This window comes from uncultured Pseudoflavonifractor sp., assembly GCF_944387805.1.
In the GTDB taxonomy this organism is placed as follows: domain Bacteria; phylum Bacillota; class Clostridia; order Oscillospirales; family Oscillospiraceae; genus Pseudoflavonifractor.
The window spans coordinates 33,368-58,074 of the sequence record NZ_CALXGI010000007.1; the positions used below are offsets into that span (position 1 = coordinate 33,368).

A 24,707-nucleotide genomic window follows, 5' to 3' on the forward strand; every position below is an offset into this window, starting at 1 on the left:
ATATCGGAAAAGTATACTATACAGGGTGATAGCATGCGGAAGGAGCAGAGTCAGAAATACAAATATCTGGGACTGAACATCGCGTATTACCGGAAGGAGCGGGGGCTCTCCCAGAGTCGTCTGGCCGAGCGGATCAACGTCAGCCGCACCCACATGAGCCGGATTGAGACCGCCGACTGTGCCGTGTCCCTGGACGTGGTCTTTGCCATCTGCGACGCCCTGGAGGTGCCGCCGGAGAAGCTGTTTGCCTTCCGGATGTAATATCCAAAGCAATGAGAGCATTCTGTGCGCAAGCACTGAGAAAACAGAGAAGTTACCGCCCCCCAACGGAGCAAGAGAAAGGACGATGAAACATGGAAGCGTTTGAGCTGAAAAAGGGATTCTATTTCACCGGCGCCATTGACCACAACCTGCGTGTGTTCGACATCATCATGTACACCGAGTTCGGCACCACCTACAACTCCTATGTCCTCAAGACCGGCAAGCACACCGTGCTCTTTGAGACCGCCAAGGCCAAGTGCTGCGAGGACTGGCTGAAGAAGGTAGGGGAGATCACCCCCATCGAAGAGGTGGACTACCTGGTGGTCAGCCACACCGAGCCCGACCACTCGGGCAGCATTGAGCGGCTGCTGGACCTGAATCCCCGGCTGAAGATTGTGGCCACCGGCTGCGCCCTTGGATTCCTGAAGGAGATTGTCAACAAGGACTTCTACTCCATCGCCGTCAAGGACGGTCAGACCCTGGAGCTGGACGGCAAGACCCTGGAGTTCATCGTGGCTCCCAACCTCCACTGGCCCGACACCATGTACACCTACATCCGGGAGGACAAGACCCTGGTGACCTGCGACTCCTTCGGCTCCCACTACGCCATGGACGAGGTGGTGGCCAGCAAGGTCACCGACCAGGAGGGCTATCTCCGGGCCACCAAGTACTATTTTGACTGCATCATCGGGCCCTACAAGCGCTTTATGCTCTCCGCCCTCAAGCGGGTGCGCCAGCTGGACCTGGACATGATCTGCCCCGGTCACGGCCCGGTGCTGGACTGCAATATCCCCTGGATGCTGGACACCTACGAGGAGTGGTCCACCGTCATCAACCCCAACCCCAGGACCACGGTCATCATCCCCTATGTCAGCGCCTACGGCTATACCGCCAAGCTGGCCCAGGCCATCGCCCAGGGCATCAAGGAGAGCGGGGACATCGACGTGCGCACCTATGACATGGTGGAGGCCGACGCCGCCAAGGTGGCTGAGGAGCTTCAGTACGCCGACGGCTTCCTGCTGGGCACCCCCACCATTGTGGGCGAGGCCCTCAAGCCCATCTGGGATCTGACCACCGGCATGTTCGCCACCACCCACGGCGGCAAGCTGGCCAGCGCCTTCGGCAGCTACGGCTGGAGCGGCGAGGGCGTGCCCCACATCATGGAGCGGCTCAAGCAGCTGAAGATGAAGACGGTGGAGCCCTTCCGGGTCCGCTTTAAGCCCAGCGAGGGCCAGCTGGAGCAGGCCAGGGAGTTCGGCCAGAATTTCGGCCGGACTCTGCTGGAGAACCAGAAGCCGGTCAAGCGGGCACCCGCCCGGAAGGTAAAGTGCAAGGTGTGCGGCGCTGTGTTCGACGAGGGTATGGACGTGTGCCCCGTGTGCAAGGTGGGCCCCGAGTTCTTCGTGCCCCTGGACCAGGAGGCCGCCCCCGCCGCCCCCAAGGCCGGGGAGAAGGTGCGCTGCAAAATCTGCGGCGCCGTGTTCGACGGCTCCAAGGAGCGCTGCCCGGTGTGCGGCGTGGGGCCGGAGTACTACGTCAAGCTGGATGAGCAGAAGGCTTCCGCCCCCAGGAGCGGCCGCAAGCTGGTGAAGTGCCTGGTGTGCGGCGAGATTTTCGACGCCTCGCTGGACACCTGCCCGGTGTGCGGCGTGGGCCGGGACAAGTTTGTGGAGGTGGAGGAGGAGACGATCACCTTCCGCAACGATACACAGAACAGCTATGTCATCCTGGGCAACGGCTGCGCCGGCGTCAGCGCGGCGGAGGCCATCCGGGAGCGGGACAAGACAGGCCGCATCCTCCTCATCTCCAACGAGGGCCCCGCCTACCAGCGTCCCATGCTCACCAAGGCCATGCTCTCCGGCCTCACTGAGGAGCAGATGGCCCTCCATCCCGCCGGCTGGTACGAGGCCAACAATATCGTGCAGATTCTGGGCCGCCAGGTTATCTCCGTGGACACGGAGCGCAAAACCGTCACCCTGGACGGCGGAAACGCCCTGCCCTATACCAAGCTCATCTTCGCTCTGGGCAGTGAGTGCTTTATCCCGCCCATCCCCGGCCATGACAAGGAGGGCGTGGTGGCCATCCGCCGCATCGGCGACGTGGAGAAAATCCAGGCCATGGGCGGCGCCCTCAGGCAGGCCGTGGTCATTGGCGGCGGCGTGCTGGGGCTGGAGGCAGCCTGGGAGCTGCGCAAGGCCAAGTGTGAGGTGACCGTGTTGGAGCTGGCGCCCCAGCTCATGGGCCGTCAGCTGGACGACGCGGCGGCGCAGCTGCTGCTCAGGCAGTGCGGCAAGGTGGGCGTCCGGGTGGAGACCGGCGTACAGATTGCCGCCATCGAGGGCGACGGCAGGGTGACCGGCGTGAAGCTGGGCACCGGCGAGGTCATCCCCGCCGACCTGGTGGTGGTGTCCTGCGGCGTCCGGGCCAACACCGCCGTGGCCAAGGCTGCCGGTGTGGAGACCGACCGGGCCATTGTGGTCAGCGAGACTATGGAGACCAATCTGCCCGGCGTATACGCCTGCGGCGACTGCGCCCAGTTCCAGGGGGTCAACTTCGCCCTCTGGCCCGAGGCCCAGGAGCAGGGCAAGGTGGCCGGCGCCTGTGCTACCGGCGACCTGGCCGCTTACAAGCCCATCTCTCCCATCCTGGCCTTCCACGGCATGGACACTGAGCTCTTCTCCCTGGGCGACCCGGGCAAGGCCCCCGGCGTAGCCTATCAGACCGTAGAGATTCGGGATGACGTTCAGGGGCATCTGGAGCGGTATTACTTCACCGGCGGCCGCCTGTGCGGCGTGATTCTGGTGGGCGACCTGTCCAAAATGGCGGATATGATCAAGGCCGTGGAGGAGAAGCGGCCCATGTCCAAGTTCTTCGCTTAAACAGAAAAGAGGGAAAATGGGGGCCGGGGGCTTTATGCCTCCGGCCCCTGCTCTGACCGGGCGGCAATTGTTGCGCAGCGGACAGGGAAATGGTATGATAATGGCTGAGGGATAAACCGCGAATCAGTCTATTTGCGCGGCGGCAGCCGCGCGATTCCATAAAGCGGCTGCATTATGATGCAAGAAACAAATACCGATGGGGGAGGCGGCAGCTATGATACGGATTGCCCTGGTGGAGGATGAGGAGAGCTACGTGGCGACTCTCCAGTCGTTCCTTGCCCGTTACGAGCGGGAGCGGGGGGAGCGGCTTCAGATCACCGTCTTTTCCGACGGAGACGAGATTGCCCTGGGCTACAAGAGCGAGTACGACGTGATTCTCATGGATATTGAGATGCGCTTCATGGACGGCATGACCGCCGCCGAGGAGATTCGGAAGGTGGACCCGGAGGTGATCATCATCTTTATCACCAACTCCCCCCAGTACGCCATTAAGGGCTACGCGGTGGATGCTCTGGACTATGTGCTCAAGCCTCTGACCTATTTCGCCTTCTCGCAGCGGATTGACCGGGCTCTGGAGCGGCTGGGCAACCGGGCGCAGAAGTACCTGATGGTCAACATGCGGGGGGGCACCAGAAAGCTGGACGTATCCCGGCTGTGGTTTGTGGAGGTGCGGGATCACGACCTTATCTACCATACCGACGAGGGGTGCATCACCACCACCGGCACCATGCGGGAGGCGGAGAAGGCCCTGGAGGGGTGCTCCTTTTTCCGCTGTAATAAGGGATATCTGGTGAATCTGGAGCATGTGGATGCCATCCGGGAGGACAACGCCATTGTCCACGGGGAGACGGTGCAGGTGAGCCGGGCGAAGAAAAAGGCCTTTCTGGACGCCCTGAACAATTACCTGGGCGAGGTGAGCAAATGAACGGGGAGCTGCTGGGCAATATCCCGCGGATTCACACCGCCTTGGCCGAGTGGCTTGCCTGCATGGTCTGTGTGGTCCAGCTGCCCAAACGCTTCCGGGGTCCTAAGCTGTGGGCGGCCGCAGGGGGCGCGCTGGTGCTGATGTGCGCGTTTCTGGAGCTGACAGGCGGACTGCCCGTGGGCTGGTTCCTGCCCTGCATCGGCGTCTCCGCGCTGATGATGTTCGGCCTTTTGGCGCTGTGCTGCCGGATTCCGCTGAAAAATGCGGCTTACTGCTGTGTCCGTGCCTTTGTCGTTGCGGAGTTTGCCGCCTCACTGGAGTGGCAGCTGTACAGCTACTACTGGTCTTTTGCGGGAAATAGGCAGGCAGCGGACTATCTGATGCGCTGGGTGTTTTTGATCGGCACCTATCTTGCGGTGTTCGGGCTGGTCTATCTGCTGGACACGCGGCGGAGAAACAGCGATGTGGCGCTCCAGGACGCCCAGCTGACCACAGGAGAGCTGTGGTCCTCCATTGCCATCGGGGCGGCCATTTACGGCCTGAGCAACCTGAGCTATGTGACGGAGAACACCCCCTTCTCCGGCCAGGGCGTCTATGAGATTTTCAATATCCGCACCCTGGTGGATCTGGGGGGGATTGCGATTCTCTATGCCTACCATGTCCAGCTCTCCGAACTCCACGCCCGGCGGGAGGTGGACGCCCTGCAAAATGTGCTCCATGCCCAGTACACCCAGTACCAGCAGAGCCAGGAGAGCATTGAGATCATCAACCGGAAGTACCACGACCTGAAGCACCAAATCGCGGTTCTCCGGTCTGAGGCGGATACGGAGAAGAAAAACGCCTATCTGGACCAGATGGAGGAGGAGATCAAGGCCTACGAGGCCCAGAACAAGACGGGCAACCAGGTGCTGGATACTGTGCTCACCAGCAAGAGCCTCTACTGCCAGCAGCACGATATCAGTATGACCTGCGTGGTGGACGGCACACTGGTGAATTTTATGGACGAGATGGACCTGTGCACTCTCTTTGGCAATGCCCTGGATAACGCCATCGAGAGCGTGGAAAAGGTGCAGGACCTGGAGAAGCGGCTGATTCACCTGTCGGTGGCCCGGCAGAAGGGCTTTGTCCATATCCGGCTGGAGAACACCTACGTGGGGGACCTGAAGTTTGAAGGCGATCTGCCGGTTACCACTAAGGCAGACAGCCGGAATCACGGTTACGGCCTGAAGAGCATCCGCCAGACGGCAAAAAAATACGGAGGCTCCGCCACGGTTGCCGCCAAGGGCGAGTGGTTTGAACTGCGCGTGCTGCTCCCATTAAATGAATAATTAAAACAGTATGTCAGCCCGGACTTGGCGGAACGCCTAAAAAGTCCGGGCTGATTTTCATCTATTAAGTCAATATTACATGTTAAATGCGGCCTGAAAATGACCGTTTGCGCAAAAAAAGTTTAAAATACAGATATTTGAGATATACTTGGGCCAATAAAAATTGGGAAAGGAGGAGAAGGCAGCAACTGCCGGGAAGGAAAAACAAGTGATAGAGATAAGGAGGGCTTTATGAAGAGAAACGCGAAACGCATACTCTGCGGCGCACTGACGGCGGCCTGTTTTTTCTGTACAGGCGGAGAGTGGCAGATTATATAAAAACACTGCCGTACCTTTTGGCTATTTAGTGCATCAGGGCGGCGGCTTACGGGAGAAAAACGACTGTTCACGGGCACGGTATTTCAAGCGCAAAAATTTGTGCTACTCTTATATCTGAAAAAGCGGTGCCGGCGGAGGGCCGGGCCGTGAAGAACCAGGTAAAGGGGAAGATAGATTTGACAAAGCGTATTCCGTGGAACAATGACTGGGCGTTTACCGAGAATTTTGACGAGGCATTTCTCAACGGAGCAGGGGAGTGCGCCGTGGTACGGCTGCCCCACACATGCAAAATGCTGCCCTTCCACTATGCCGACGAGCACGATTACCAGATGGTGTGCGGTTACCGCCGCAGCTTTGACGTGCCGGAGGCGTGGAAGGGCAAGCGGCTGTTCCTCACCTTTGAGGGTGCGGCCCACCAGGCCACCGTGTTTGTCAACGGCAGGGAGGCGGCCAGCCACGCCTGCGGCTATACCGCCTTCACCGTGGAGCTGACCGGGCTGGTGGAGTACGGGAAGGAGAACACGGTAACAGTACGGCTGGACACCCGGGAGAGCCTGGACCAGCCCCCCTTCGGCCACGTCATTGACTACATGACCTTCGGCGGCCTGTACCGGGAGGCGTACCTGGAAGTGAAGGAGCCCGCCTTCCTGTCCGATGTGTTTGTCCGCACCCCTGAGCTGGACAAGGCGCTGGTGGATCTGACGGTGGAGGACAGCGGCCTGGCAGATACAGTGGGCCTGACCATCCTGGACAGCGCGGGCCATACCGTCTTTACCGGCGCAGCCAGGGCGGCGGAGACAATCACCGATTTTGCCTGCCCGGTGCCCGGCGCACAGTCCTGGTCCCCCGACAGCCCCGCACTCTACACCCTGGAGGCCGCTTTGAAGGATGCCGCGGGGACGGTTCTGGACGTAAAACGGGTCCGCTTTGGCTTCCGCACCGCCCGGTTTGAGAAAAACGGTTTCTTCCTCAACGGGAAAAAGCTGAAAATCCGGGGCCTGAACCGGCACCAGAGTTACCCCTACGTGGGCTACGCCATGCCCGCCTCGGTCCAGCGCCACGACGCGGAAATTCTCAAGTATGAGCTCCAGTGCAACGCAGTCCGCACCAGCCACTACCCCCAGTCCCACCACTTCCTGGACGCCTGCGACGAGCTGGGCCTGCTGGTGTTCACCGAGATCCCCGGCTGGCAGCACATCGGCGGCGAGCACTGGAAGGATGTGGCCTGTGACAATACCCGGGACATGGTGCTCCAGTACCGCAACCATCCCTCCATCATCCTGTGGGGCGTGCGCATCAACGAGTCTCAGGACGACGACCCCTTCTATGCACGCACCAACGCTATCGCCCATGAGCTGGACCCCTCCCGTCAGACCAGCGGCGTGCGGTACATCTGGAAGAGCAGCCTGCTGGAAGATGTGTACTCCTTCAACGACTTCTCCCACGCCGGAAACAACGCCGGACTGCTGCCCAAGTGGCTCATCTCCCCGGGCAAGGAGAAGGGGTATCTTATCAGCGAATATAACGGCCACATGTACCCCACCAAGACCTTTGACACCGCCGCCAACCGGCTGGATCACGCCCTTCGCCACGCCACAGTGCTGGACGCCATCTGCGGCCGGGACGAGGTGGCCGGCGGCTTTGCCTGGTGCATGGCCGACTACTACACCCACGGCGACTTCGGATCCGGCGACCGCATCTGCTACCACGGCGTACTGGACATGTTCCGCAACCACAAGCTGGCCGCGGCGGTATACGCCTCCGCCGGGGACGGCGCGCCGGTGCTGGCAGTGGGTTCTGAGATGGATATCGGCGACTATCCTGCCGGCAGTATTGGCGACAACTATATCTTCACCAACGCCGACTTTGTCCGGGTCTGGCGGGACGACCGCCAGCTGGGAGAGTACCGCCCCACCAGTAAGCGGTGGAAGAACCTGAAGCACCCGCCCATCCCCTTCAACGACACCATTGGCGACGCCATTGAGAAGGGGGAGGGGTGGAGCCACCGCAAGGCTGAGGCCATCAAGGACTCCCTGCTGGCGATCCAGCGGTACGGCGTGAAGATTCCGGTGAAGTATATCCTCAAGACCGGCCTGCGGGCAGTGCGCTACCTGGCCGGGCCGGGCACCTTCTCCCGCCTGTACGCCAAGTACATTGAGAACTGGGGGACCTCAGCGCCGGTGTACCGTTTCCAGGCGGTAAAGGACGGCAAGGTGGTGGCCGAGATTTCCAAGTCCTCCAACGCCAGACTGAGCCTGTCTGTTAACGCCAGCTCCACCGACCTCACCGAGGGGGACACTTACGATGTCGCTGCCGTCCGGATACACATCGTGGATGAGAACGGCTCCACCGCCCCCTACGCTCAGCTGCCTGTCCGCTTGGAGGTGAGCGGTCCTCTGGAGCTTATCGGCCCCGACACCATCTGCTCCGACGGCGGCATGTGCGGCACCTATGTCAGGACCACCGGCCAGACGGGCGCCGCCACCCTGCGCATCACCGCCCCCCAGACCCAGCCGGTGGAGCTGACCTTCCAGGTGAAGGCAGCTTCTGCCGGCAGAGACTGAACAGGGTATCGAACCTGCATACAAAACAGAAAGCCCGGCTTCCCATTGGGAAGCCGGGCTGTTGCTGTTTATTTCCGCATTTCGTTTCTGGCCTGCCGGAGTTCGGTCAGAATAACGTCCCGGGCGGCCCGGGCCTTGTCCTTGTCCATAGCAGGCACGCCGGCGAGGGGGTAGGGGATGCCCAAGGCCTCATACTTGGCCGCCCCCATAGTGTGGTAAGGCAGCACCTCCAGTCCCCTCAGGTTCCGGAAAGGGGCGATAAGCCTGCCCAGGGCCTTCAGTTCCTCCGGCGTGTCGGTGAGGCCGGGCACCACCACGTGGCGTATTACCATGGGCACCCTGGCCCGATCCAGAGCCTGAGCGAAGGAGAGCACCGGGGACTGCTCCTGTCCGGTAAGGCGACGGTGGCCCTCCGGGCTGGCGTGCTTCACATCCAGCAGCACCAGGTCGGTGACGGAGAAGAGAGCGTCAAATTCCCCCTGCCGGCCGGGCCGGTAAACGATGCCCGAGGTGTCCAGACAGGTATGGATGTCCCGCTCCCTGGCCGCAGTGAACAGGGCCGTGAGAAAGGGCAGCTGGAGCAGGGGCTCACCGCCGGTGGCGGTGATGCCCCCCTGACGGTAGAAGCCCCTGTTCCGCTCATAGGCGGTCAGCAGCTCATCCACTGTCATCTCCGTGCCGCCCCCGGTGCTCCAGGTGTCCGGGTTGTGGCAGTAGAGGCAGCGCATGGGGCAGCCCTGGAAGAACATCACGAAGCGGACGCCCGGGCCGTCCACCGTGCCGAAGCTCTCCACCGAGTGGATGCGGCCGGTGTCACATGCGCTCATGGAAGGTGCGGGCGATGACCTCGTCCTGCTGCTCCCTGGTCAGCTTGTGGAAGTTGACCGCGTAGCCGGACACCCGAACGGTGAGCTGGGGGTACTTTTCCGGGTGGGCCTGGGCGTCCAGCAGGGTCTCCTTGGTGAACACATTGACGTTCAGGTGGTGGCCGCCCTTTTCGGCGTAGCCGTCCAGCAGGGAGACCAGGTTGTCAATCTGGGAATCGGTGACGTTCATGAAACGTTGCTCCTTTCGGGGATGGGATGTGAAAAACAGGGTCAGTCCTCTTCGTCGCTCAGGTTGGGCTCGCAGCAGGCGCAGTCCGGGTCCATCTCAAAGGTGATGGCATCGTCAAAGAAGATCTGGTCGTCCTTGCCCAGGGCGCCGGGGATGATGGAGAAGGTGTTGGAGATGCCGTCCTGTGCGTCCTTGAAGGGCAGCTTGGACACCGAGCTGAGGGAGGACACGGCCCCGTGGGTGTCCCGGCGGTGCATGGGGTTGGCGCCGGGGGCGAAGGCCTCGCCCGCCTTCCGGCCGTCGGGAGTGGAGCCGGTATTCTTGCCGTAGACCACATTGGAGGTGATGGTCAGGATGGAGGTGGTGGGGATGCCGCCCCGGTAGGTGTGGTTGCCCCGGACATAGTCCATAAAGCCCTGGACCACGTTGTAGGCGATGGAGTCCACACGGTCGTCGTCGTTGCCGTACTTGGGGAAGTCCCCCTCCACCTCGTAGTCCACCACGATGCCGTTCTCATCCCGGATGGTGCGCACCTTGGCGTACTTGATGGCAGACAGGGAGTCGGCCACCACGGACAGGCCGGCGATGCCGGTGGCAAACCACCGCTTTACGTTCCGGTCGTGGAGGGCCATCTGGATACGCTCGTAGCAGTATTTATCGTGCATATAGTGGATGATGTTCAGGGTGTTGACGTACACACTGGCCAGCCACTTCATCATGTCCTGGAAACGCTCCACCACCTCGTCGTAGTCCAGGTACTCGCTGGTGATGGGGCGGTAACGGGGACCCACCTGCTTCTTGGAGATCTCGTCCACGCCGCCGTTGATGGCGTACAGCAGGCACTTGGCCAGGTTGGCCCGGGCGCCGAAGAACTGCATCTCCTTGCCCACCCGCATGCTGGACACGCAGCAGGCGATGGCGTAGTCGTCGCCGTGGGTGACCCGCATCAGGTCGTCGTTCTCGTACTGGATGGAGGAGGAGAGGATGGAGGTCTTGGCGCAGAAGCGCTTGAAATTCATGGGCAGCCGGGTGGACCAGAGCACCGTCAGGTTGGGCTCGGGGGCGGTGCCCAGGTTCTCCAGGGTGTGGAGGTAGCGGTAGGACATCTTGGTGACCATGCTCCGGCCGTCAATGCCCATGCCGCCGATGGACTCGGTGACCCAGGTGGGGTCGCCGGAGAAGAGGGCGTTGTACTCGGGGGTGCGGGCGAACTTGACCAGCCGCAGCTTCATGATGAAGTGGTCCACAAACTCCTGGATCTGCTCCTCGGTGAAGGTGCCGGCGGCCAGGTCCCGCTGGGCGTAGATGTCCAGGAAAGTGGAGGTGCGGCCCAGGCTCATGGCCGCGCCGTTCTGCTCCTTGATGGCGGCCAGGTAGCCGAAGTAGAGCCACTGGATGGCCTCCTGGACGTTGGCGGCGGGCCGGGAGATGTCAAAGCCGTAGATCCTGCCCAGCTCCTTGAGCTCCTTGAGGGCCTTGATCTGCTCGCTGAGCTCCTCACGCTCCCGGGTGACGCCGGAATACATGATGATGCGGGTGGTGTCCTTCTGGTGCTGCTTGTCCTCAATGAGCCGGTCCACGCCGTAGAGGGCCACCCGGCGGTAGTCGCCGATGATGCGGCCCCGGCCGTAGGCGTCGGGCAGGCCGGTGATGATGTGGCTGGAGCGGCAGGCCCGCATCTCGGGGGTGTAGGCGTCGAACACGCCCTCGTTGTGGGTCTTGCGGTGTTTGGTAAAAAACTCCACAATCTGGGGGTCCACATGGTAGCCGTTCTCCTCGCAGGCCTTCACCGCCATGCGGATGCCGCCGTAGGGCTGGAGGGCCCGCTTGAAAGGCTTGTCAGTCTGGAAGCCCACGATTTTCTCTCTGCTCTTGTCCAGGTAGCCGGGCCCGTGGGAGGTGATGGTGGAGACGATGCTGGTGTCCATGTCCAGCACGCCGCCTTTCTCCCGCTCCTGGCGGGACAGGTCCATGACCTGGTCCCACAGGGCCTTGGTGTCCTCTGTGGGACCGGCCAGGAAGGACTCGTCGCCCTCATAGGGGGTGTAGTTCTTTTGAATAAAGTCCCGGACGTTAATCTCCTTCTGCCACACGCCGGGGGTGAAGGAGTCCCACTCCGGTACGATGCGCATTTCTTCCATAGAAGTCTCCTTTGGTACAGATTTGGCTGCCGGGCGGATTGCAATACCGCAATGGTTAGCTTGAGCTAATTATACTATTTCAGTATGAATTCGTCAAGAGCAGCGTAAAACACAAAAATAGACATTCGACCGAAAAAGTATACTATTTTTACCGTCAGGTTGTCAAGGAACGTCAAGACAAAGACAAGGAAGAGAAAAACGTCCGGTTTTGGCGGACAAAGGGGTCCTCCGGACGGAAGGAGGCTGCCAGCTCATTGAAGGCCTTTGACTGCTCCACGTCTCCCAGGTAGTACCAGCAGGCGCACAGCCGGATAGCGGGGAGGTACCCGTAGCAGTCGGGGGAGATGAAGGCGCCGGAGGTGTCGTCCCGCTTTCGGGTGAGGGCCAGCTCATACCAGAAGGCGGCCTGCCGCCACTGCTCCCGGGCCAGAAACCAGCCGCCGATGTCGCAGCACACCTCGGCCCTTGGGGTGTCCAGGGTCAGGCTGCGGAGCAGGGAAGAGAGTGCGTCCCCATTCCGTCCCAGGGCGGTCATGCACTGGGACAGCAGGCGGCAGGCCTCAATTTGATTCTCCAGCCACCCCTTTCCGCTGTCCAGAAGGGCGGTGAGCACCGCCGCCGCCTCCTCAAAGCGGCTGTGATACCACAGCTCCCGGGCGTAGTAGAACTGACTCCGTGGGTCCAGGGCCTTGCCTGCGGACAGCTGGGCCTCGTAGATACGCAGGTTGCGGTCCGGGTCCCCTGCGCCCGCCTTTTTGTGGGACACCGCCGCGTCAGACCAGCGGATTTCCCCGGCGGGGGTGATGGCCTCGTGGACCGCTCCCGTCCAGCGGAAACGGGCTTCGTTGCGCACCACCCGCTCCCGGTAATAGGTAAAGGCGGGCAGCCCCAGGGCGTCAAAGGCGGCGTGGTAGGGCATCATCACCACGTCGGCCTCCGGCAAAAGCTGTTCCCGCATGACCCGGAACTTTGCACGGTCGTCCTCCGCTATCACGTCGTCCGCGTCCAGCCACATGCAGTAGCCGCCGCTGGCCTGGTCAAAGGAGAAGTTTCGGGCGGCGGCGAAGTCGTCCGCCCATGGAAAATCGAAGAGTTTATTCGTAAACTGCCGGGCAATCTCCTTTGTCCCGTCGGTGCTGCCGGTGTCCACAATCACAATCTCGTCTACCAGATCCGCCGCGCTCTCCAGGCACCGGCCCAGTACGGCCTCCTCGTTCTTCACAATCATACACAGGCTGATGGTACACAAAGCCGTCCCCTCCCAGTTTTCCAAACTCGCTCTATCCTATGCGGCTGTTCTCATAATTCCACCGGAGGGCGCATACCTGTGGACAGAGGAGGTGGTACCATGGCCTTTTTGGAGCGGCTGGGGGATTTTATCTGGAACCCTTGGCTGCTGGGGCTGTTTCTGCTGGTGGGCTTATACTGCTCGGTGCGGACAGGCTTTTTTCAGCTTTTCGGCCTGCCGGTATGGCTGAAAACCACACTGGGCTCGGTATTCCAGAGAGACAAGAGAAAGACCGGCCGGGGTATTACCCAGCTTCAGGCCCTCTCCACCGCCCTGGCTTCCACAATCGGCACAGGCAGCATCGCCGGGGTGGCCACCGCTATCTTCTACGGCGGGCCGGGGGCGGTGTTCTGGATGTGGGTGTCCGCCTTTCTGAGCATGATGACGGGCTGCCTGGAGAAGACCCTGGCCGTCCGCTACCGGGAGCCATCTCCGGACGGGGGCTGGCAGGGAGGGCCCATGTGCTACATGGAGCGGGGCCTGGGCAGCCGGGGGCTGGCCTGCTTTTTCTCCCTGTGCTGTGTGGGGGCATCCCTTGGGGGCGGGAACATGGTCCAGGCCAACTCCATCGCCACCGCGTTGGCCCACAGCTTCGGCTGGAACCGGCTGGCAGTGGGAGTGGTGACGGCAGCGCTCACCGGGGCGGTGATTCTGGGGGGCATCGGCCGCATCGGCGCGGTGAGCGAACGCCTAGTGCCCGCTATGGCCCTGCTGTTTATCGGCGGCAGCGGGGTGGTGCTGGCGGTCAACGCCTCCGCCCTGCCCGGGGCGCTGGAGGCCATTGTCACCGGGGCCCTGACCCCGTCGGCGGCAGTGGGCGGCGGACTGGGCTACGGCATAGCAAAGGCTATGCGGTACGGCGTTGCCCGTGGGGTGTTCACCAACGAGGCGGGCATGGGCTCCTCCGCCATGGCCCACGCCGCCTCCGACGTGAAGGAGCCTGCGGAGCAAGGCATGTGGGGCATCTTTGAGGTCTTTGTGGCCACCCTGGTGGTATGCACCATGACTGCCCTGGTCATCCTCACCACCGGCGTCTACCACCCGGCGGAGGCACTGACCGCCATCCAGAGCGGCACGGTGACTGACGCCATGCTGGGCGCTCCGCTGTCCGCCGCCGCCTTTTCCACCGTGTACGGTCCCTGGGGCGGGGCCTTTGTGGCGGTGTGCCTGCTGCTCTTCGCCTTCACCTCCCTGCTGGGCTGGAGCTACTACGGCGAGCGGGGCCTCCAGTACCTCACCGGCTCCCACCGGCTGCAGCCAGTCTACCGGGCTGTGTTCCTGGTGATGATTGTGGCGGGAGCTGTGGGGGACATGTCCGCCGTGTGGCAGATGGCGGACATTTTCAACGGCCTTATGGCCCTGCCCAACCTGACCGCCATTCTCGTCCTCTCGCCGGAGGCCCTGGCGCTTTGGCGGGTGTGGGTGGAAAAACGCGGGGGAAAACAGAGGGCTGCTTGCGTTTCCAGCGGGAAGCCGCTATACTGAGCACAGACTGAGGAGTTCCTGCCGCCGCGGCAGACGGTTTTTCGTCAGGGGGACGCAATATGAAAAAAGTTGTTCTGATTCCCGATTCCTTCAAAGGCACCCTGTCCTCCGCCCGGATCTGCGAAATTATCGGCGGCAAGGTGGCAGAGCACTTCCCGGACTGCCGGGTGGTGTCCATCCCCGTGGCTGACGGCGGCGAGGGCAGCGTGGACTGTTTTCTCACCGCACTGGGGGGCGAGAAGGTGAAGCTCACCGTCAAGAACCCCTATTTCGAGGATATGGAGGGCTTCTACGGCCTCATTGACGGCGGGGAGACCGCCGTCGTCGAGATGGCTGCCTGCGCCGGCCTGCCGCTGGTGGAGGGCCGGAAGGACCCCTGCAAGACCACCACCTACGGCGTGGGAGAGCTCATCCTGGCCGCCGCCGCCCGGGGCGCAAAGAAGATTATCGTGGGCCTGGGCGGCAGCGCCACCAACGACGGCGGCTGCGGCGCGGCGGCTGCGGTGGGCGTGAAGTTCTACAACAATAAGGGCGAGGCCTTTGTACCCACCGGCGGCACCGCCCATGAGATTGCCCGCATCGATATGTCCGGTCGGGACAAGCGGCTGGAGCGCGTGGAGATTGTGGCCATGTGCGACATCGACAACCCCATGTACGGTCCCGCCGGCGCGTCCTGCGTATTTGGGCCCCAGAAGGGCGCCGGCCCGGAGATGGTCCGCTTTCTGGACAAGGGCATCAGGCATCTGGCCGAAATCATCAAACGGGATCTGGAACAGGATCTGGCCTTCATGCCCGGCTCCGGCGCTGCCGGCGCCATGGGCGCGGGCATGGCGGCATTCTTCGGCGCCCGACTCCAGATGGGCATTGAGACCGTGCTGGATGCCGTCCATTTTGCCGACGCTATCGCCGGTGCGGACCTGATCTTCACCGGCGAGGGCAGGATGGACCGCCAGTCCCTCCGGGGCAAGGCGGTTATCGGCGTGGCCAGGCGGGCAAAGCTCCAGAACGTGCCTGTTATTGTCATCGCAGGCGGCGCGGACGACGGCATCGACCCGGCCTACGGCATGGGCGTCACCGCTGTGTTCTCCATCAACCGTTTGCCCGAGGACTTCTCCATCTCCCGAAGCAAGAGCGCGGAAAACCTGGCCCGCACGGCGGATAACCTGCTCCGCCTCATCAAAGCGGCGGAGGAGATGAAGGGCTGAGCATCTGGAACGTAAAACGTAAAAATGACGGAAGGCCCATAGCCTTCCGTCATTTTTAGCTGTTTTTCCATCGCAGGGCCCGGAGCACCTGCTTCTGCTCCGGCGTAATGCGGTAGCTCTCCAGCGCTTTCTGTATGGTCTTGTTGTGGGTCCACTGCTCCAGCCGGCGGCTTGTCAGGTAGGGGAGAGCGGCGTCATACTGTTTGGCCAGGGCGGTGGCAAAGTACCAGGCCGCCATCATCCGCACATAGTACTCCTGGCTCTTCACCTCTGCCGCCCAGTCCAGGTACTCCGGGCGGAAATACTCGTCCAGATAGAAGGACATGAGCATCCCCAGACCAAAACGGATGGTATAAGTGTCATCGCTGTCCAGCCAGCGGCGGATCTGGCCGGGGAGCTGGGGCGGGTGAGTGCGGAAGGCCTTGGGAGAGAGCAGGTCACAGGTGGCCCAGTTATCCACATGGGGGAGAAAGATCTCCAGCCCGGCCACTGTCTCCTCGTATCCGGACCGGGCGCAGAGAAGCAGGCCGTGGAGATTATTCTCCTCATAGTAGTGGTGAGGAAGCGCATGGAGAAAGGCCTCCGCTTCGGCTGTGCCCTTCAGCTCCTTGGCCAGTCTTCGAAGAGCAGGCGTCCGCACGCCGATGATCCGCTCCGGGTCCACAGTTGGTATCAGCTTGGCATGAAACTGCCGGTAGTCCAAATCCTGGAGGGCAAACAGCCTGTCCTGAATGTTCTCCATATCCATACTCCTTCCGCCGTGTTTGTCTCCAGTATAGCACGAAAATTGCCTGCTGTCAGCGCACAAATCATCCCCGGAAGAGAAAACGCTTGACAGGGGAGAGGGAGAAACTCTATAATGAACACTGTTCATATTGGAGGTTGGGACATGAATACTGTGGTCACATCCAAAGAGGAGATTCTTGCCGCCAGCCGGGAGCTGATTCGCAGCCAGGGCTGGTCCGCAGTCAGCATTCGTTCTGTGGCAGGGGCCTGCGGCGTGTCTGTGGGGTCCATCTACAACTATTTCGACTCCAAGGCCGACCTGGTATCCGCCGCAGTGGAGAGCGTCTGGTGCGATATCTTCCGCCTGCCCGGGCGGGAAGAGGTGTTCCGGGACACCCTGGCCTGCGTCGTCTGGATTTACCGGCGTATGGAGTACGGCGGCCGGGCGTACCCGGGGTTCTTCACCCTCCATTCCATGGGATTTCTGGACATAGAGAAGACCGGCGGCAAAAAGCGGATGGCGCAGACCTGGCAGCACATTCAGGGTGGATTGTGTACTGTGCTGAAGCAGGACCCCAAGGTCAGACCCGATGCCTTTGACAGGGAATTTACAGCGGAAAAATTCGCGGATATCCTGTTTTCCCTCTTTTTATCCGCGCTTCTCCGAGGTGATTACAACCCAGCTTCCGTTCTGGAGCTGATCCGAAGGACTGTCTACTGACGGATGTTAGAACGCCTGAAATATAAATATCCCGTACTCTCATGCGCCCGGCCATTGGCCGGACGCTGGGGGCGGGCTTTTTCAGGAGAGAAAATGAACGAAGTTCAGACAGAGGGGTGATTATACTGTGAAGGTGCGGAAGAATACCCTCCTGCTGCTGGCCTGCCTGGTGTGGGGGGCGGCGGGGTTCAACATTCTGCGGATTGGCCTGCAGGCCTATCCAGCCCATGTGACGGCGGTGAATCTGCTGCTGTCCGCCGTGGTCTTTGGGCTGTTTCAGCGCTTTGTGTTCGGAAAGCTGGTGAAAAAACATACAGGCCGCATTGCGGGTATGGAAGAGAAGCCCCAGTTTTTCCTGAAATTCTTCGACGGCAAGGCTTTTGCCGTCATGGCGGTAATGATGGCCGGGGGTATCGGCCTGAGAGCCTCCGGCCTGGCGCCGGAGCGGTTCATCGCCGTGTTCTACTCCGGACTGGGGGCAGCTCTGCTGCTGGCTGGATGCCTGTTTGGCCGCAACTATGGCAGAGCGGTCCGCAGGGCGACGTGCGGTTGACATAAAAAACGGGCGAATGTCCGAACAACTCCGGCCTGCCCTGGGGCAGGCCGCGGAAAGAGAAAGGAAGAGATTCTGTTATGAAGCGTTATGCCAATACTGCGGTGGTTTATGCTGTGATTGCCATGATTTTTGGCGTGTTCTACCGGGAGTTCACCAAGCTCAACGGCTTTACCGGCCGCACGGTGCTCTCTGCCATCCATCCCCACTACTTTATGCTGGGCATGATGTTTTTCCTGCTGCTCCTGCTGCTGGAAAAAACGGTGGGCTTCTCCGGCGCCGGGACGGGAAAGGTGCTGGCCGTGTACCATACAGGACTGAACCTGACCGGCCTGACCCTTCTGCTCCGGGGCGTGGCTCAGGTGCTGGGGACCAGCCTGTCCTCCGCTATGAACGGCGCACTGTCCGGTGTGGCGGGTATCGGCCACATTCTGCTGGGAGTCAGCCTGCTGCTGCTCCTCCTCCAGATCCGAAAGTCCGTCTCTGACAAGTAAACGCCTCCCAGAAGAGCCGCCCGGACGCGCATTGTGCGTCCGGGCGGCTTTTTCGTCTGAAAAACATAAGGACGTGCCGGACGGGAATAGGATACCTTATCATGCAGAAAAATGGAGGGTGATAGTATGTTGACCGCATGGCTGCTTCTGATGCTCAATGGACTCTTTGTCACACTGCGGCTCTCCGGGGGAAGCGGAGGTTCTTTTCCCCGCCCGCTGAAGGCAGAGGAGGAGCGGATGTACCTGGAGCGCTGCGCCGCCGGAGATTTGGAGGCCCGGAATATTCTAATTGAGCACAATCTCCGCCTGGTGGCACACATCATAAATAACGGTTGAAGCAAACGACAAATCCGAGTGTAGCGGCGGTGCAAAGCTACTGTCAGGCTCAGTGCGAGTGGATGGCTATAACCGGCATTTGGACATCCTCTATGAGGCCAGTATCTTGTTGCCTGCATGATACAGAGCTGGAGATGCCCCCATGAATTTTATATGGACAAGCCCGAGAATCCATTGTGGGACAAGGGTTCTTGGCTTTGCTTGTGGAAAAGTTGCTTTGGCCCTTGTATCACACATCGCTCACTGCATCAATCATGGTATCACCTTTGCTTGAGCGATGAATTTCAAATCGAATATATCAGTATCATATTATTTGTTCAAGGAGAGCGTTTTGAATACGCTCTCCTTTTTTGATAGGGGGTGATCGTTATGGCTTCCGTGGAGCTTTCTTATTATTACGGTTATGAAGCAGAACAGTTTTCATTTTACCGTATCCCCAAGCTGCTCTTTACAGACAGCCGGTTTGCTGGCATATCGACAGATGCCAAGCTGCTCTACGGCATCCTGCTTGACCGCATGAGCCTGTCCATGAAGAACGGGTGGCACGACGAGCAAGGCCGGGTATATATCATATTTACCCTGGATGACGTTGCGGAGACGCTTGGGTACAAGACAGAGAAGGCAATCAAGCTGTTCAACGAATTGGACACCAAGAAAGGAGTTGGTCTGATTGAGCGGGTAAGGCAAGGTCAAGGACGGGCCTCCCTGATCTACGTCAAAAACTTCGCCGGAGAAAAACAGACTTCGGAAAGACCGAAATCAAGACCTCGGAAAAACAGAGGTCAAGACTTCGGATAATCGAAGGTCAAGACCTCGGAAAAACAGAAGTCAAGACTTCCGAAAAACAGAAGTCAAGACCTCCGAAAAGCAGAACTCTAAACCTCGGGAAATCAGAGGTCAAGACCTCGGAAAAACCGAGGGTAATAAGACTGAGTATAGTGATACTGACTGGAGTAAAGAAAGAATACATACCGAAAAAAGAATAAGAGAGCCTGCCCTTCAAAAGGGCAAGCTGACAATCGAAACGGAGGTGTTATAAATGCACACAATCGCACTGGCCAATCAAAAAGGCGGCGTCGGCAAGACCACCACGGCAGCAAGTTTGGCCATTGGTCTTTCTCGGCAAGGTAAAAAAGTTCTTCTGGTTGACGCAGATGCTCAGGGTAATCTCACCCAACTTCTCGGTTGGGAGCAGCCGGACGAGCTGAACCCTACCCTGGCAACGGTCATGGGGAAGATCATCACCGATAAGCCCATTGAGCCGCACGATGGCATTCTGCACCATCAGGACGGCGTGGATCTGATGCCTGCCAACATAGAGCTGTCCGCCACCGAGGTAACGCTGGTCAACACAATGAGCCGGGAGACGGTCTTGCGGCAATATCTCTCTACCGTCCAGAGGGACTACGACTATGCCATCGTGGACTGTATGCCTTCCCTGGGGATGCTGACCATCAACGCACTGACAGCAGCCAACAGCGTTATCATCCCGGTACAGGCTCACTACCTGCCCGCCAAGGGCTTAGAGCAATTACTTAAAACCGTAATGCGGGTAAAGCGTCAGCTGAATCCCGGACTGGAGATCGGCGGCATCCTGATGACGATGGTTGACAGCCGCACCACTCTTTCCCGTGGCGTTATTGAGCAAATCCGGGTAGCCTATGGAGGCGGGGTGTTCCACAGCGAAATTCCCCGTTCTATCCGTGCCGCTGAGATCAGCTTGGAGCACAAAAACATCTTTGAACACGACAAGGAGGGACGGGTAGCAAGCGCATATGAATCTTTTACCAGGGAGGTGATGAACCTTGGCAGGCAACGTCAAAAACATGGGCCTGGCCTCACTCGATGATCTGTTCAAAAGTGAGCAGGAACGGCAGCAGGACACCCACGAGCGCATCCTGAACATACCCGTCGGTGAGATCTACCCCTATGCCAGACAGCCATACTCCATCAAGCGGCCCACGCCGGATCTGGTTCGGCTTATGGACAGCATCGAGCAGGTGGGGGTTGCGGAACCGCTAATCGTCCGCCCCCGGACGGAGGGCGGCTACGAGATTATCTCCGGCCATCGCCGTGACTATTGCGCCAGGACGGTGGGTCTGGAAAGCCTGCCGGTTATCATCCGGGAGTACACGGACGATGAGGCTGACATTCTGGTGGTGGACTATAACATCACCCGTGAGGACTTGCTGCCCAGTGAAAAGGCCAGGGCGTACAGCCTGAAGTTGGAGGCCATGAAGCGACAGGCCGGACGACCCTCAAAAGAAAATGGGGGCCAAGTTGGACTCCATTTTATCCGTGGAAAATCGAAGGATATTTTAGCTGAGCAAGTTGGCGAAAGCGCAACCCAAATACAGCGGTATGTAAATCTAACAAAGCTGATCCCTCCCCTGCTGGAGCAGGTGGACAACGGGATTTTGAAGGTCACGCCCGCAGCGGACTACATTTCCCATCTGAGCGAAAAAGAGCAAACTGCCCTGTTGGTCATCATGGAACGGGATGAGGTATCTCCCAGCCTGGGACAGGCCAAGCGTCTTAAGGAACTGAGTGAGGAGGGAAAGCTGGATGCCAATGTCATGGAGGTGCTTCTTCGGGAGGACAAGTCCCTGGCCCGGAAAGTGACCTTAAAAAATGATCGCCTGCAAAAATACTTCCCGCCCAGCTATACCCCCAAGCAGATGGAAGAAGTAATTATCCGGCTCCTGGATCAGTGGCAGAGAAAGAAAATGCGGGAACAGGAGCGATGATATGAACGAGATGGATCAGATTCTTATGCGGGAGCATCATTTAGAGAACGAAACCCTTTCCTTGAAGGCAAAGGGTTTATTCTCTATCATGCTGCTTCAGGAACCGACCTGGAATTTCACTGTCCGCAATTTGGCAGAACTGAGCCGGGATGGGATCGAGGCGGTTGGCAATGCCGTTCGTGAGCTGGAGAAAGCCGGCTATGTGGAGCGGCACCGGGAATACAGTCCGGAAGGGCATATCAGCGGAGTGCGTTATATACTGCACAGAACCCCATGTCAGGGAAAACCGGCACCGGAAAATCACCAGCCGGAAAACTAAATCAAGTTGTGATAAGCGGCTCGTAGGGCCGTTTTTTGTTGCCTAAAAGGAGGTCAAAATGAGCGGAGCACTACCGGAACAATGCTGTTCTATCCTGCCCAGCACCGGGGAACTGATTGTGATTAAGCGAGGCGAGCGTGGGTACTACCGCAGCGAGTGGAACACAGACAGTCGGGAGGAAAACAAAAACATTGCGGACTTCACCAACAGCCGCATGGGGATCACACTGGCGCAGCTGGAAGCCATGATCTGCGGCTCCATGTGCGGCTGGGATGTCCCCGGCGCACAGCCCCAGTTCTATCTCGACAGGGCATCCAAGGAAAAGAGCGTTGCCATCACCGGCCACATCAAACATCCCGTCTTGTCCACCTATTTCCCAGTGAAGGGGAAACTTCACACCTACCACATCATGGGGGCGGATGCCTATTACATCGACTTTTCCTCTATGCCCAAGATGATGATGGAAGAACGGCTGGGTTACACCTACCACCCCAACTTGGTCACAGGAGAGCTTATGATCCCCGTCTCTTATCAGCAAGGGCAAAACGGAAGCTATACCCTGTACCTGGGGAACGGCTCTTTCCATCATACCACGGAACAATATAAAGGCTACACGATGATGGCATCTGTGAGCATGGAAGATCGTGAAATTGCAGTGGGGTTCCACTCTCAGGATTCCCACCAGTATGCTGTTTGGGACTGGCAACCAAATCACAAGCCAAATCCTGCACATACGAGCTTTACAGAGTACGCAGAAGCCATGAAATGCTTTGAAACACACGTTACCATGCTTTACGCACTGCATCGCCATTTGCGGCGGGAAACTCATAAACAGAAAGATTCCACAGGAAGGGAGCGTTAAAGATGGCTGTCCCCGAAATGGCGGGGGATTACGAAATCCTCCAGTCCATCCGTTTGGGCGGGCGCATGATGCTTCTGGGCTACAATCCCAGGGACAAGGAAACGCCCTACATGACCTGTTATCAGCAATATAACCTGCTGGGTGAGAAAATCTTTCCCCAGGCTGTTGCCGGTGACAGTTATATCGAGATCATGCAAATTTTTCTGAATCGTTTGCAGGAGCAGCAAAAGGCGGTGGCGGAATTCCGGGAGAAGCGTGCTGTACCCATTGAGGTGCTAGGAGCCGAGCATTGTCGTGAGCGTGGCGAGAAAGAATCCCTGGAGGGCAAACTTGTGATTCTCAGGCCGACCAGCTTGGCGGCTGAGTACCGCACGGCAGATTGCCAGCTTGGGTACGCAGTCGGCGGCTTTGGGTGCAGCTCAGGAGCAAGAGGCAGAGCCGTGTACTTTCAGGAGCTGTTTTCTGGTGAGCGGTGCCGGTGGGATGCCTCGGATGTCCTGGGGATTGCAGATCTCACCAAACTGCCCGATTGGGCGCAGGAAAAGATGAAGGAGCATGACCGCACCCCGCCGAAAAAAGCAAGAGGAGGGCATGAACGATGAGCCAGGAACCTATCAACATTGCGGGCGTATGCGCCTTTCCCAATCCGAATGGGGTACGGGATATGCGGTTTGTGGACTGCAACTACAACACGCTCTTTCGCCTGCCTAACCACAGCAGCATCATTATGACAAAGCCGGACGGCACTCAGATGAAGCAGCAGTGCTCCTACATCGATGACTACCACATCTACATAGGGCAGTGCGGCTTTCACATCATGGAGTTTGCGGAAATGGCGTGGCGCAACGGCTACACCTACCTGCCGGAGCATCCGAGAGAGCAGGACTGCTGCGACACCTACGCACTCTACCAGATCAAAGATGTCATCAAGACGGATTACTTCTGCTGCGCCTATGAACGGGCCAAGGGGCGAATCAGGCCCGCCGATTACCGCTGTGTGTATCGTGGCAACCTCGGCCCTGGAACCACGCTGGAGGATCTTCGCAAAAAGCACGGCATGGAGCACCGGCCCGGAGGCGGCACCCTCCGCGCTCTCTGCGACAGCGATATTCTGCTGGTCAATCAAAGTGGCAAGCAGGCCGCCTACTATGTGGAGGCCGAAAAATTCCAGGAGCTGCCCGACAGCTTTGCGGCGCAGCTTCCCCAGCAGAACAAGCCGGAAAAGAACAAGCACAAGCATGAATTTGAACGATAGGAGGAAACATGGCGAGCAAGCTGCAAATCGTCACGGAGTTCAGCCAGAAGAAAACCCTGGAACTGGCCTCTGTGCGTGGGAACTGGCAGCGGTACTTAAAAACTGCCGCCAGGATTTATAAATACCCCTTCCGGGATCAGCTTCTGATCCATGTCCAGCGGCCCGACGCCACCGCCTGTGCCACCATTGAGTTCTGGAACAGTCGGATGGATCGCTGGGTAAACCGGGGCAGCAGGGGCATTGCCCTGTTGGATGACTCCGGCCACAAGACCCGGCTCAAGTATGTCTTTAATGTATCAGACACGCACCCTGGACGTCACCGCCCCCAGGAGCCGCAGCTCTGGCAGATGGAACCCGCTTATGAGGAGGCTGTGCTGGAATCCATCAGCAACAGCTTTGAGGTGGAGCGAGAACCCGGCGTCTCTTTCGTGGAACAGATCTGTTCCATGAGCCAGGCGATTGCGGAGGACAATCTGACCGATTATCTGGAAGAACTGCGCAACACCAGGGAGGATAGCTTCCTGGAAGATTTGGATGACCTGAATCTCTCCGTGCGGCTGAAAACCCTGCTGGCAAACAGCCTTGCCTACACGGTGCTGACCCGTTGCGGCTATGACGCAGACCGCTACTTCGATGAGACGGATTTTGAATTCATCCACGATTTCTCTACCTATGAAACGGTATCTGTTCTGGGCAACGCCTCCAATTCCATCTCAAAAATGGTGCTGCTGGAGATTGGGCGCACCATTCAGCAGCAGGAGCGCACTGCAAAATTTGCCAAGCAGCGAAACCCTGTGTATGATAGAGCCACAGAGGAACAACCCAGGGCGGCACGAAAGGAGAATGAAATCTATGACCGAGGAACTGACCTACACACAGATCGGGGAGTACCTGTATCCCGACCTGACCTTGCCGGAGACGGAGGAAGCCCCGATGGGCAAGTACGGGATGCTACACAAGACGTACCTGAAGGAGAACAAGGCGATGCTGTACGACCGGCTGCTGCTGGCGGGCAAGCTGGACGGGCACCTGATGGACATCGACCGGAGGGCCACCGAGATGGTAGAGCAGCTGACGAGAGAGCTGGCACAGCAGAACCGGGTGGACGAGGAGATGAAGGCCACCAATCAGATGGCGTGGGTACAGGCCATGAACAACTTCAAGGCATCGGCGGAGGAAGTGGTACTCCGGCAGCTGATTTACAGCTAATCCCCCCAGCGGAACAAGTTCATAACGCACCTACG

The 24,707-nt window shown here is 59.4% G+C and carries 25 protein-coding genes; 19 read left to right on the plus strand and 6 right to left on the minus strand.

Annotated elements, in window-relative coordinates:
• The first annotated feature begins 33 nt into the window (after nt 1-33).
• From Q0K06_RS03385 to Q0K06_RS03405, 5 genes are all read left to right on the plus strand, one after another.
• Nucleotides 34-261, plus strand: a complete 228-nt coding sequence (locus Q0K06_RS03385; RefSeq protein WP_006574750.1) for a helix-turn-helix transcriptional regulator — start codon at nt 34-36, stop codon at nt 259-261.
• A gap of 92 nt (nt 262-353) precedes the next feature.
• Nucleotides 354-3,140, plus strand: coding sequence for an FAD-dependent oxidoreductase (locus tag Q0K06_RS03390; RefSeq protein ID WP_294548605.1), 2,787 nt, complete (start codon nt 354-356; stop codon nt 3,138-3,140).
• Nucleotides 3,141-3,354: 214 nt separating this feature from the next.
• Nucleotides 3,355-4,065 carry a LytTR family DNA-binding domain-containing protein gene (locus Q0K06_RS03395; RefSeq protein WP_294548608.1) on the plus strand — a complete coding sequence of 237 codons (711 nt, stop codon included), beginning with the start codon at nt 3,355-3,357 and terminating at the stop codon, nt 4,063-4,065.
• Nucleotides 4,062-5,393, plus strand: a complete 1,332-nt coding sequence (locus Q0K06_RS03400) for an ATP-binding protein (RefSeq protein ID WP_294548609.1) — start codon at nt 4,062-4,064, stop codon at nt 5,391-5,393. Before Q0K06_RS03395 ends, Q0K06_RS03400 begins: the two co-directional genes overlap by 4 nt.
• 464 nt (nt 5,394-5,857) lie before the next feature.
• Entirely contained in the window at nt 5,858-8,275 is a 2,418-nt protein-coding gene (locus Q0K06_RS03405; protein ID WP_294548612.1) for a glycoside hydrolase family 2 TIM barrel-domain containing protein, read from the plus strand.
• A 68-nt stretch (nt 8,276-8,343) separates the two neighbouring features.
• Here the strand turns inward: Q0K06_RS03405 and pflA are convergent, their stop codons facing one another.
• From pflA to Q0K06_RS03425, 4 genes are all read right to left on the minus strand, one after another.
• Nucleotides 8,344-9,102, minus strand: coding sequence for a pyruvate formate-lyase-activating protein (gene pflA, locus Q0K06_RS03410; RefSeq protein WP_294548614.1), 759 nt, complete (start codon nt 9,100-9,102; stop codon nt 8,344-8,346).
• Complete coding sequence (gene grcA3 / locus Q0K06_RS03415; protein ID WP_294548616.1) at nt 9,089-9,331, minus strand: autonomous glycyl radical cofactor GrcA3; 243 nt, start codon at nt 9,329-9,331, stop codon at nt 9,089-9,091. The genes pflA and grcA3 overlap by 14 nt, the downstream gene beginning before the upstream one ends.
• A gap of 41 nt (nt 9,332-9,372) precedes the next feature.
• Nucleotides 9,373-11,457, minus strand: a complete 2,085-nt coding sequence (gene pflB, locus Q0K06_RS03420) for a formate C-acetyltransferase (protein ID WP_294548693.1) — start codon at nt 11,455-11,457, stop codon at nt 9,373-9,375.
• Between the two features lie 187 nt (nt 11,458-11,644).
• Nucleotides 11,645-12,721, minus strand: coding sequence for a glycosyltransferase family 2 protein (locus tag Q0K06_RS03425; protein ID WP_294548618.1), 1,077 nt, complete (start codon nt 12,719-12,721; stop codon nt 11,645-11,647).
• A 99-nt stretch (nt 12,722-12,820) separates the two neighbouring features.
• On the opposite strand from Q0K06_RS03425, the gene Q0K06_RS03430 reads away from it, so the two are divergent.
• Entirely contained in the window at nt 12,821-14,245 is a 1,425-nt protein-coding gene (locus Q0K06_RS03430; protein WP_294548620.1) for a sodium:alanine symporter family protein, read from the plus strand.
• A gap of 59 nt (nt 14,246-14,304) precedes the next feature.
• A complete protein-coding gene (locus Q0K06_RS03435) occupies nt 14,305-15,450 on the plus strand; it encodes a glycerate kinase (RefSeq protein WP_294548624.1) in 1,146 nt (381 codons plus the stop codon).
• A gap of 55 nt (nt 15,451-15,505) precedes the next feature.
• Here the strand turns inward: Q0K06_RS03435 and Q0K06_RS03440 are convergent, their stop codons facing one another.
• The gene (locus tag Q0K06_RS03440) at nt 15,506-16,198 is read right to left on the minus strand and encodes a DNA alkylation repair protein (RefSeq protein WP_294548627.1); all 693 of its coding nucleotides are present in this window, start codon (nt 16,196-16,198) and stop codon (nt 15,506-15,508) included.
• Between the two features lie 141 nt (nt 16,199-16,339).
• Here Q0K06_RS03440 and Q0K06_RS03445 point away from each other — a divergent pair, with 141 nt between their 5' ends.
• The 11 genes from Q0K06_RS03445 (at nt 16,340) to Q0K06_RS03495 (ending at nt 23,463) form a co-directional block, all read left to right on the plus strand.
• Nucleotides 16,340-16,897: a TetR/AcrR family transcriptional regulator gene (locus Q0K06_RS03445; protein WP_294548630.1), complete on the plus strand. Its 558-nt coding sequence runs from the start codon at nt 16,340-16,342 to the stop codon at nt 16,895-16,897.
• Between the two features lie 127 nt (nt 16,898-17,024).
• The gene (locus tag Q0K06_RS03450; RefSeq protein WP_294548633.1) at nt 17,025-17,450 is read left to right on the plus strand and encodes a hypothetical protein; all 426 of its coding nucleotides are present in this window, start codon (nt 17,025-17,027) and stop codon (nt 17,448-17,450) included.
• Between the two features lie 80 nt (nt 17,451-17,530).
• Nucleotides 17,531-17,944, plus strand: coding sequence for a DUF2871 family protein (locus tag Q0K06_RS03455; protein WP_294548636.1), 414 nt, complete (start codon nt 17,531-17,533; stop codon nt 17,942-17,944).
• Between the two features lie 126 nt (nt 17,945-18,070).
• Nucleotides 18,071-18,280, plus strand: coding sequence for a sporulation sigma factor SigK (locus Q0K06_RS03460; RefSeq protein ID WP_294548639.1), 210 nt, complete (start codon nt 18,071-18,073; stop codon nt 18,278-18,280).
• A gap of 369 nt (nt 18,281-18,649) precedes the next feature.
• Nucleotides 18,650-19,078, plus strand: a complete 429-nt coding sequence (locus Q0K06_RS03465) for a replication initiator protein A (protein ID WP_207757853.1) — start codon at nt 18,650-18,652, stop codon at nt 19,076-19,078.
• Between the two features lie 241 nt (nt 19,079-19,319).
• On the plus strand, nt 19,320-20,129 hold the full coding sequence (locus Q0K06_RS03470; protein ID WP_294548645.1) for an AAA family ATPase: 810 nt from the start codon (nt 19,320-19,322) through the stop codon (nt 20,127-20,129).
• Entirely contained in the window at nt 20,086-21,027 is a 942-nt protein-coding gene (locus Q0K06_RS03475; RefSeq protein ID WP_087266612.1) for a ParB/RepB/Spo0J family partition protein, read from the plus strand. The genes Q0K06_RS03470 and Q0K06_RS03475 overlap by 44 nt, the downstream gene beginning before the upstream one ends.
• A 1-nt stretch (nt 21,028) precedes the next feature.
• Nucleotides 21,029-21,346 (plus strand): hypothetical protein, encoded by a 318-nt coding sequence (locus Q0K06_RS03480; RefSeq protein WP_087266610.1) that lies wholly within the window; start codon nt 21,029-21,031, stop codon nt 21,344-21,346.
• Between the two features lie 58 nt (nt 21,347-21,404).
• A complete protein-coding gene (locus tag Q0K06_RS03485) occupies nt 21,405-22,208 on the plus strand; it encodes a hypothetical protein (RefSeq protein ID WP_087266608.1) in 804 nt (267 codons plus the stop codon).
• Between the two features lie 2 nt (nt 22,209-22,210).
• Nucleotides 22,211-22,810, plus strand: a complete 600-nt coding sequence (locus Q0K06_RS03490) for a hypothetical protein (RefSeq protein ID WP_087266606.1) — start codon at nt 22,211-22,213, stop codon at nt 22,808-22,810.
• The gene (locus Q0K06_RS03495; protein ID WP_148319818.1) at nt 22,807-23,463 is read left to right on the plus strand and encodes a YodL domain-containing protein; all 657 of its coding nucleotides are present in this window, start codon (nt 22,807-22,809) and stop codon (nt 23,461-23,463) included. The genes Q0K06_RS03490 and Q0K06_RS03495 overlap by 4 nt, the downstream gene beginning before the upstream one ends.
• A 296-nt stretch (nt 23,464-23,759) precedes the next feature.
• Here Q0K06_RS03495 and Q0K06_RS03500 read toward each other — a convergent pair whose 3' ends face one another.
• Nucleotides 23,760-24,122, minus strand: a complete 363-nt coding sequence (locus tag Q0K06_RS03500; RefSeq protein WP_148319817.1) for a hypothetical protein — start codon at nt 24,120-24,122, stop codon at nt 23,760-23,762.
• A 193-nt stretch (nt 24,123-24,315) separates the two neighbouring features.
• Here Q0K06_RS03500 and Q0K06_RS03505 point away from each other — a divergent pair, with 193 nt between their 5' ends.
• Nucleotides 24,316-24,672, plus strand: coding sequence for a TnpV protein (locus tag Q0K06_RS03505; protein WP_191434622.1), 357 nt, complete (start codon nt 24,316-24,318; stop codon nt 24,670-24,672).
• Nucleotides 24,673-24,707: the final 35 nt, after the last annotated feature.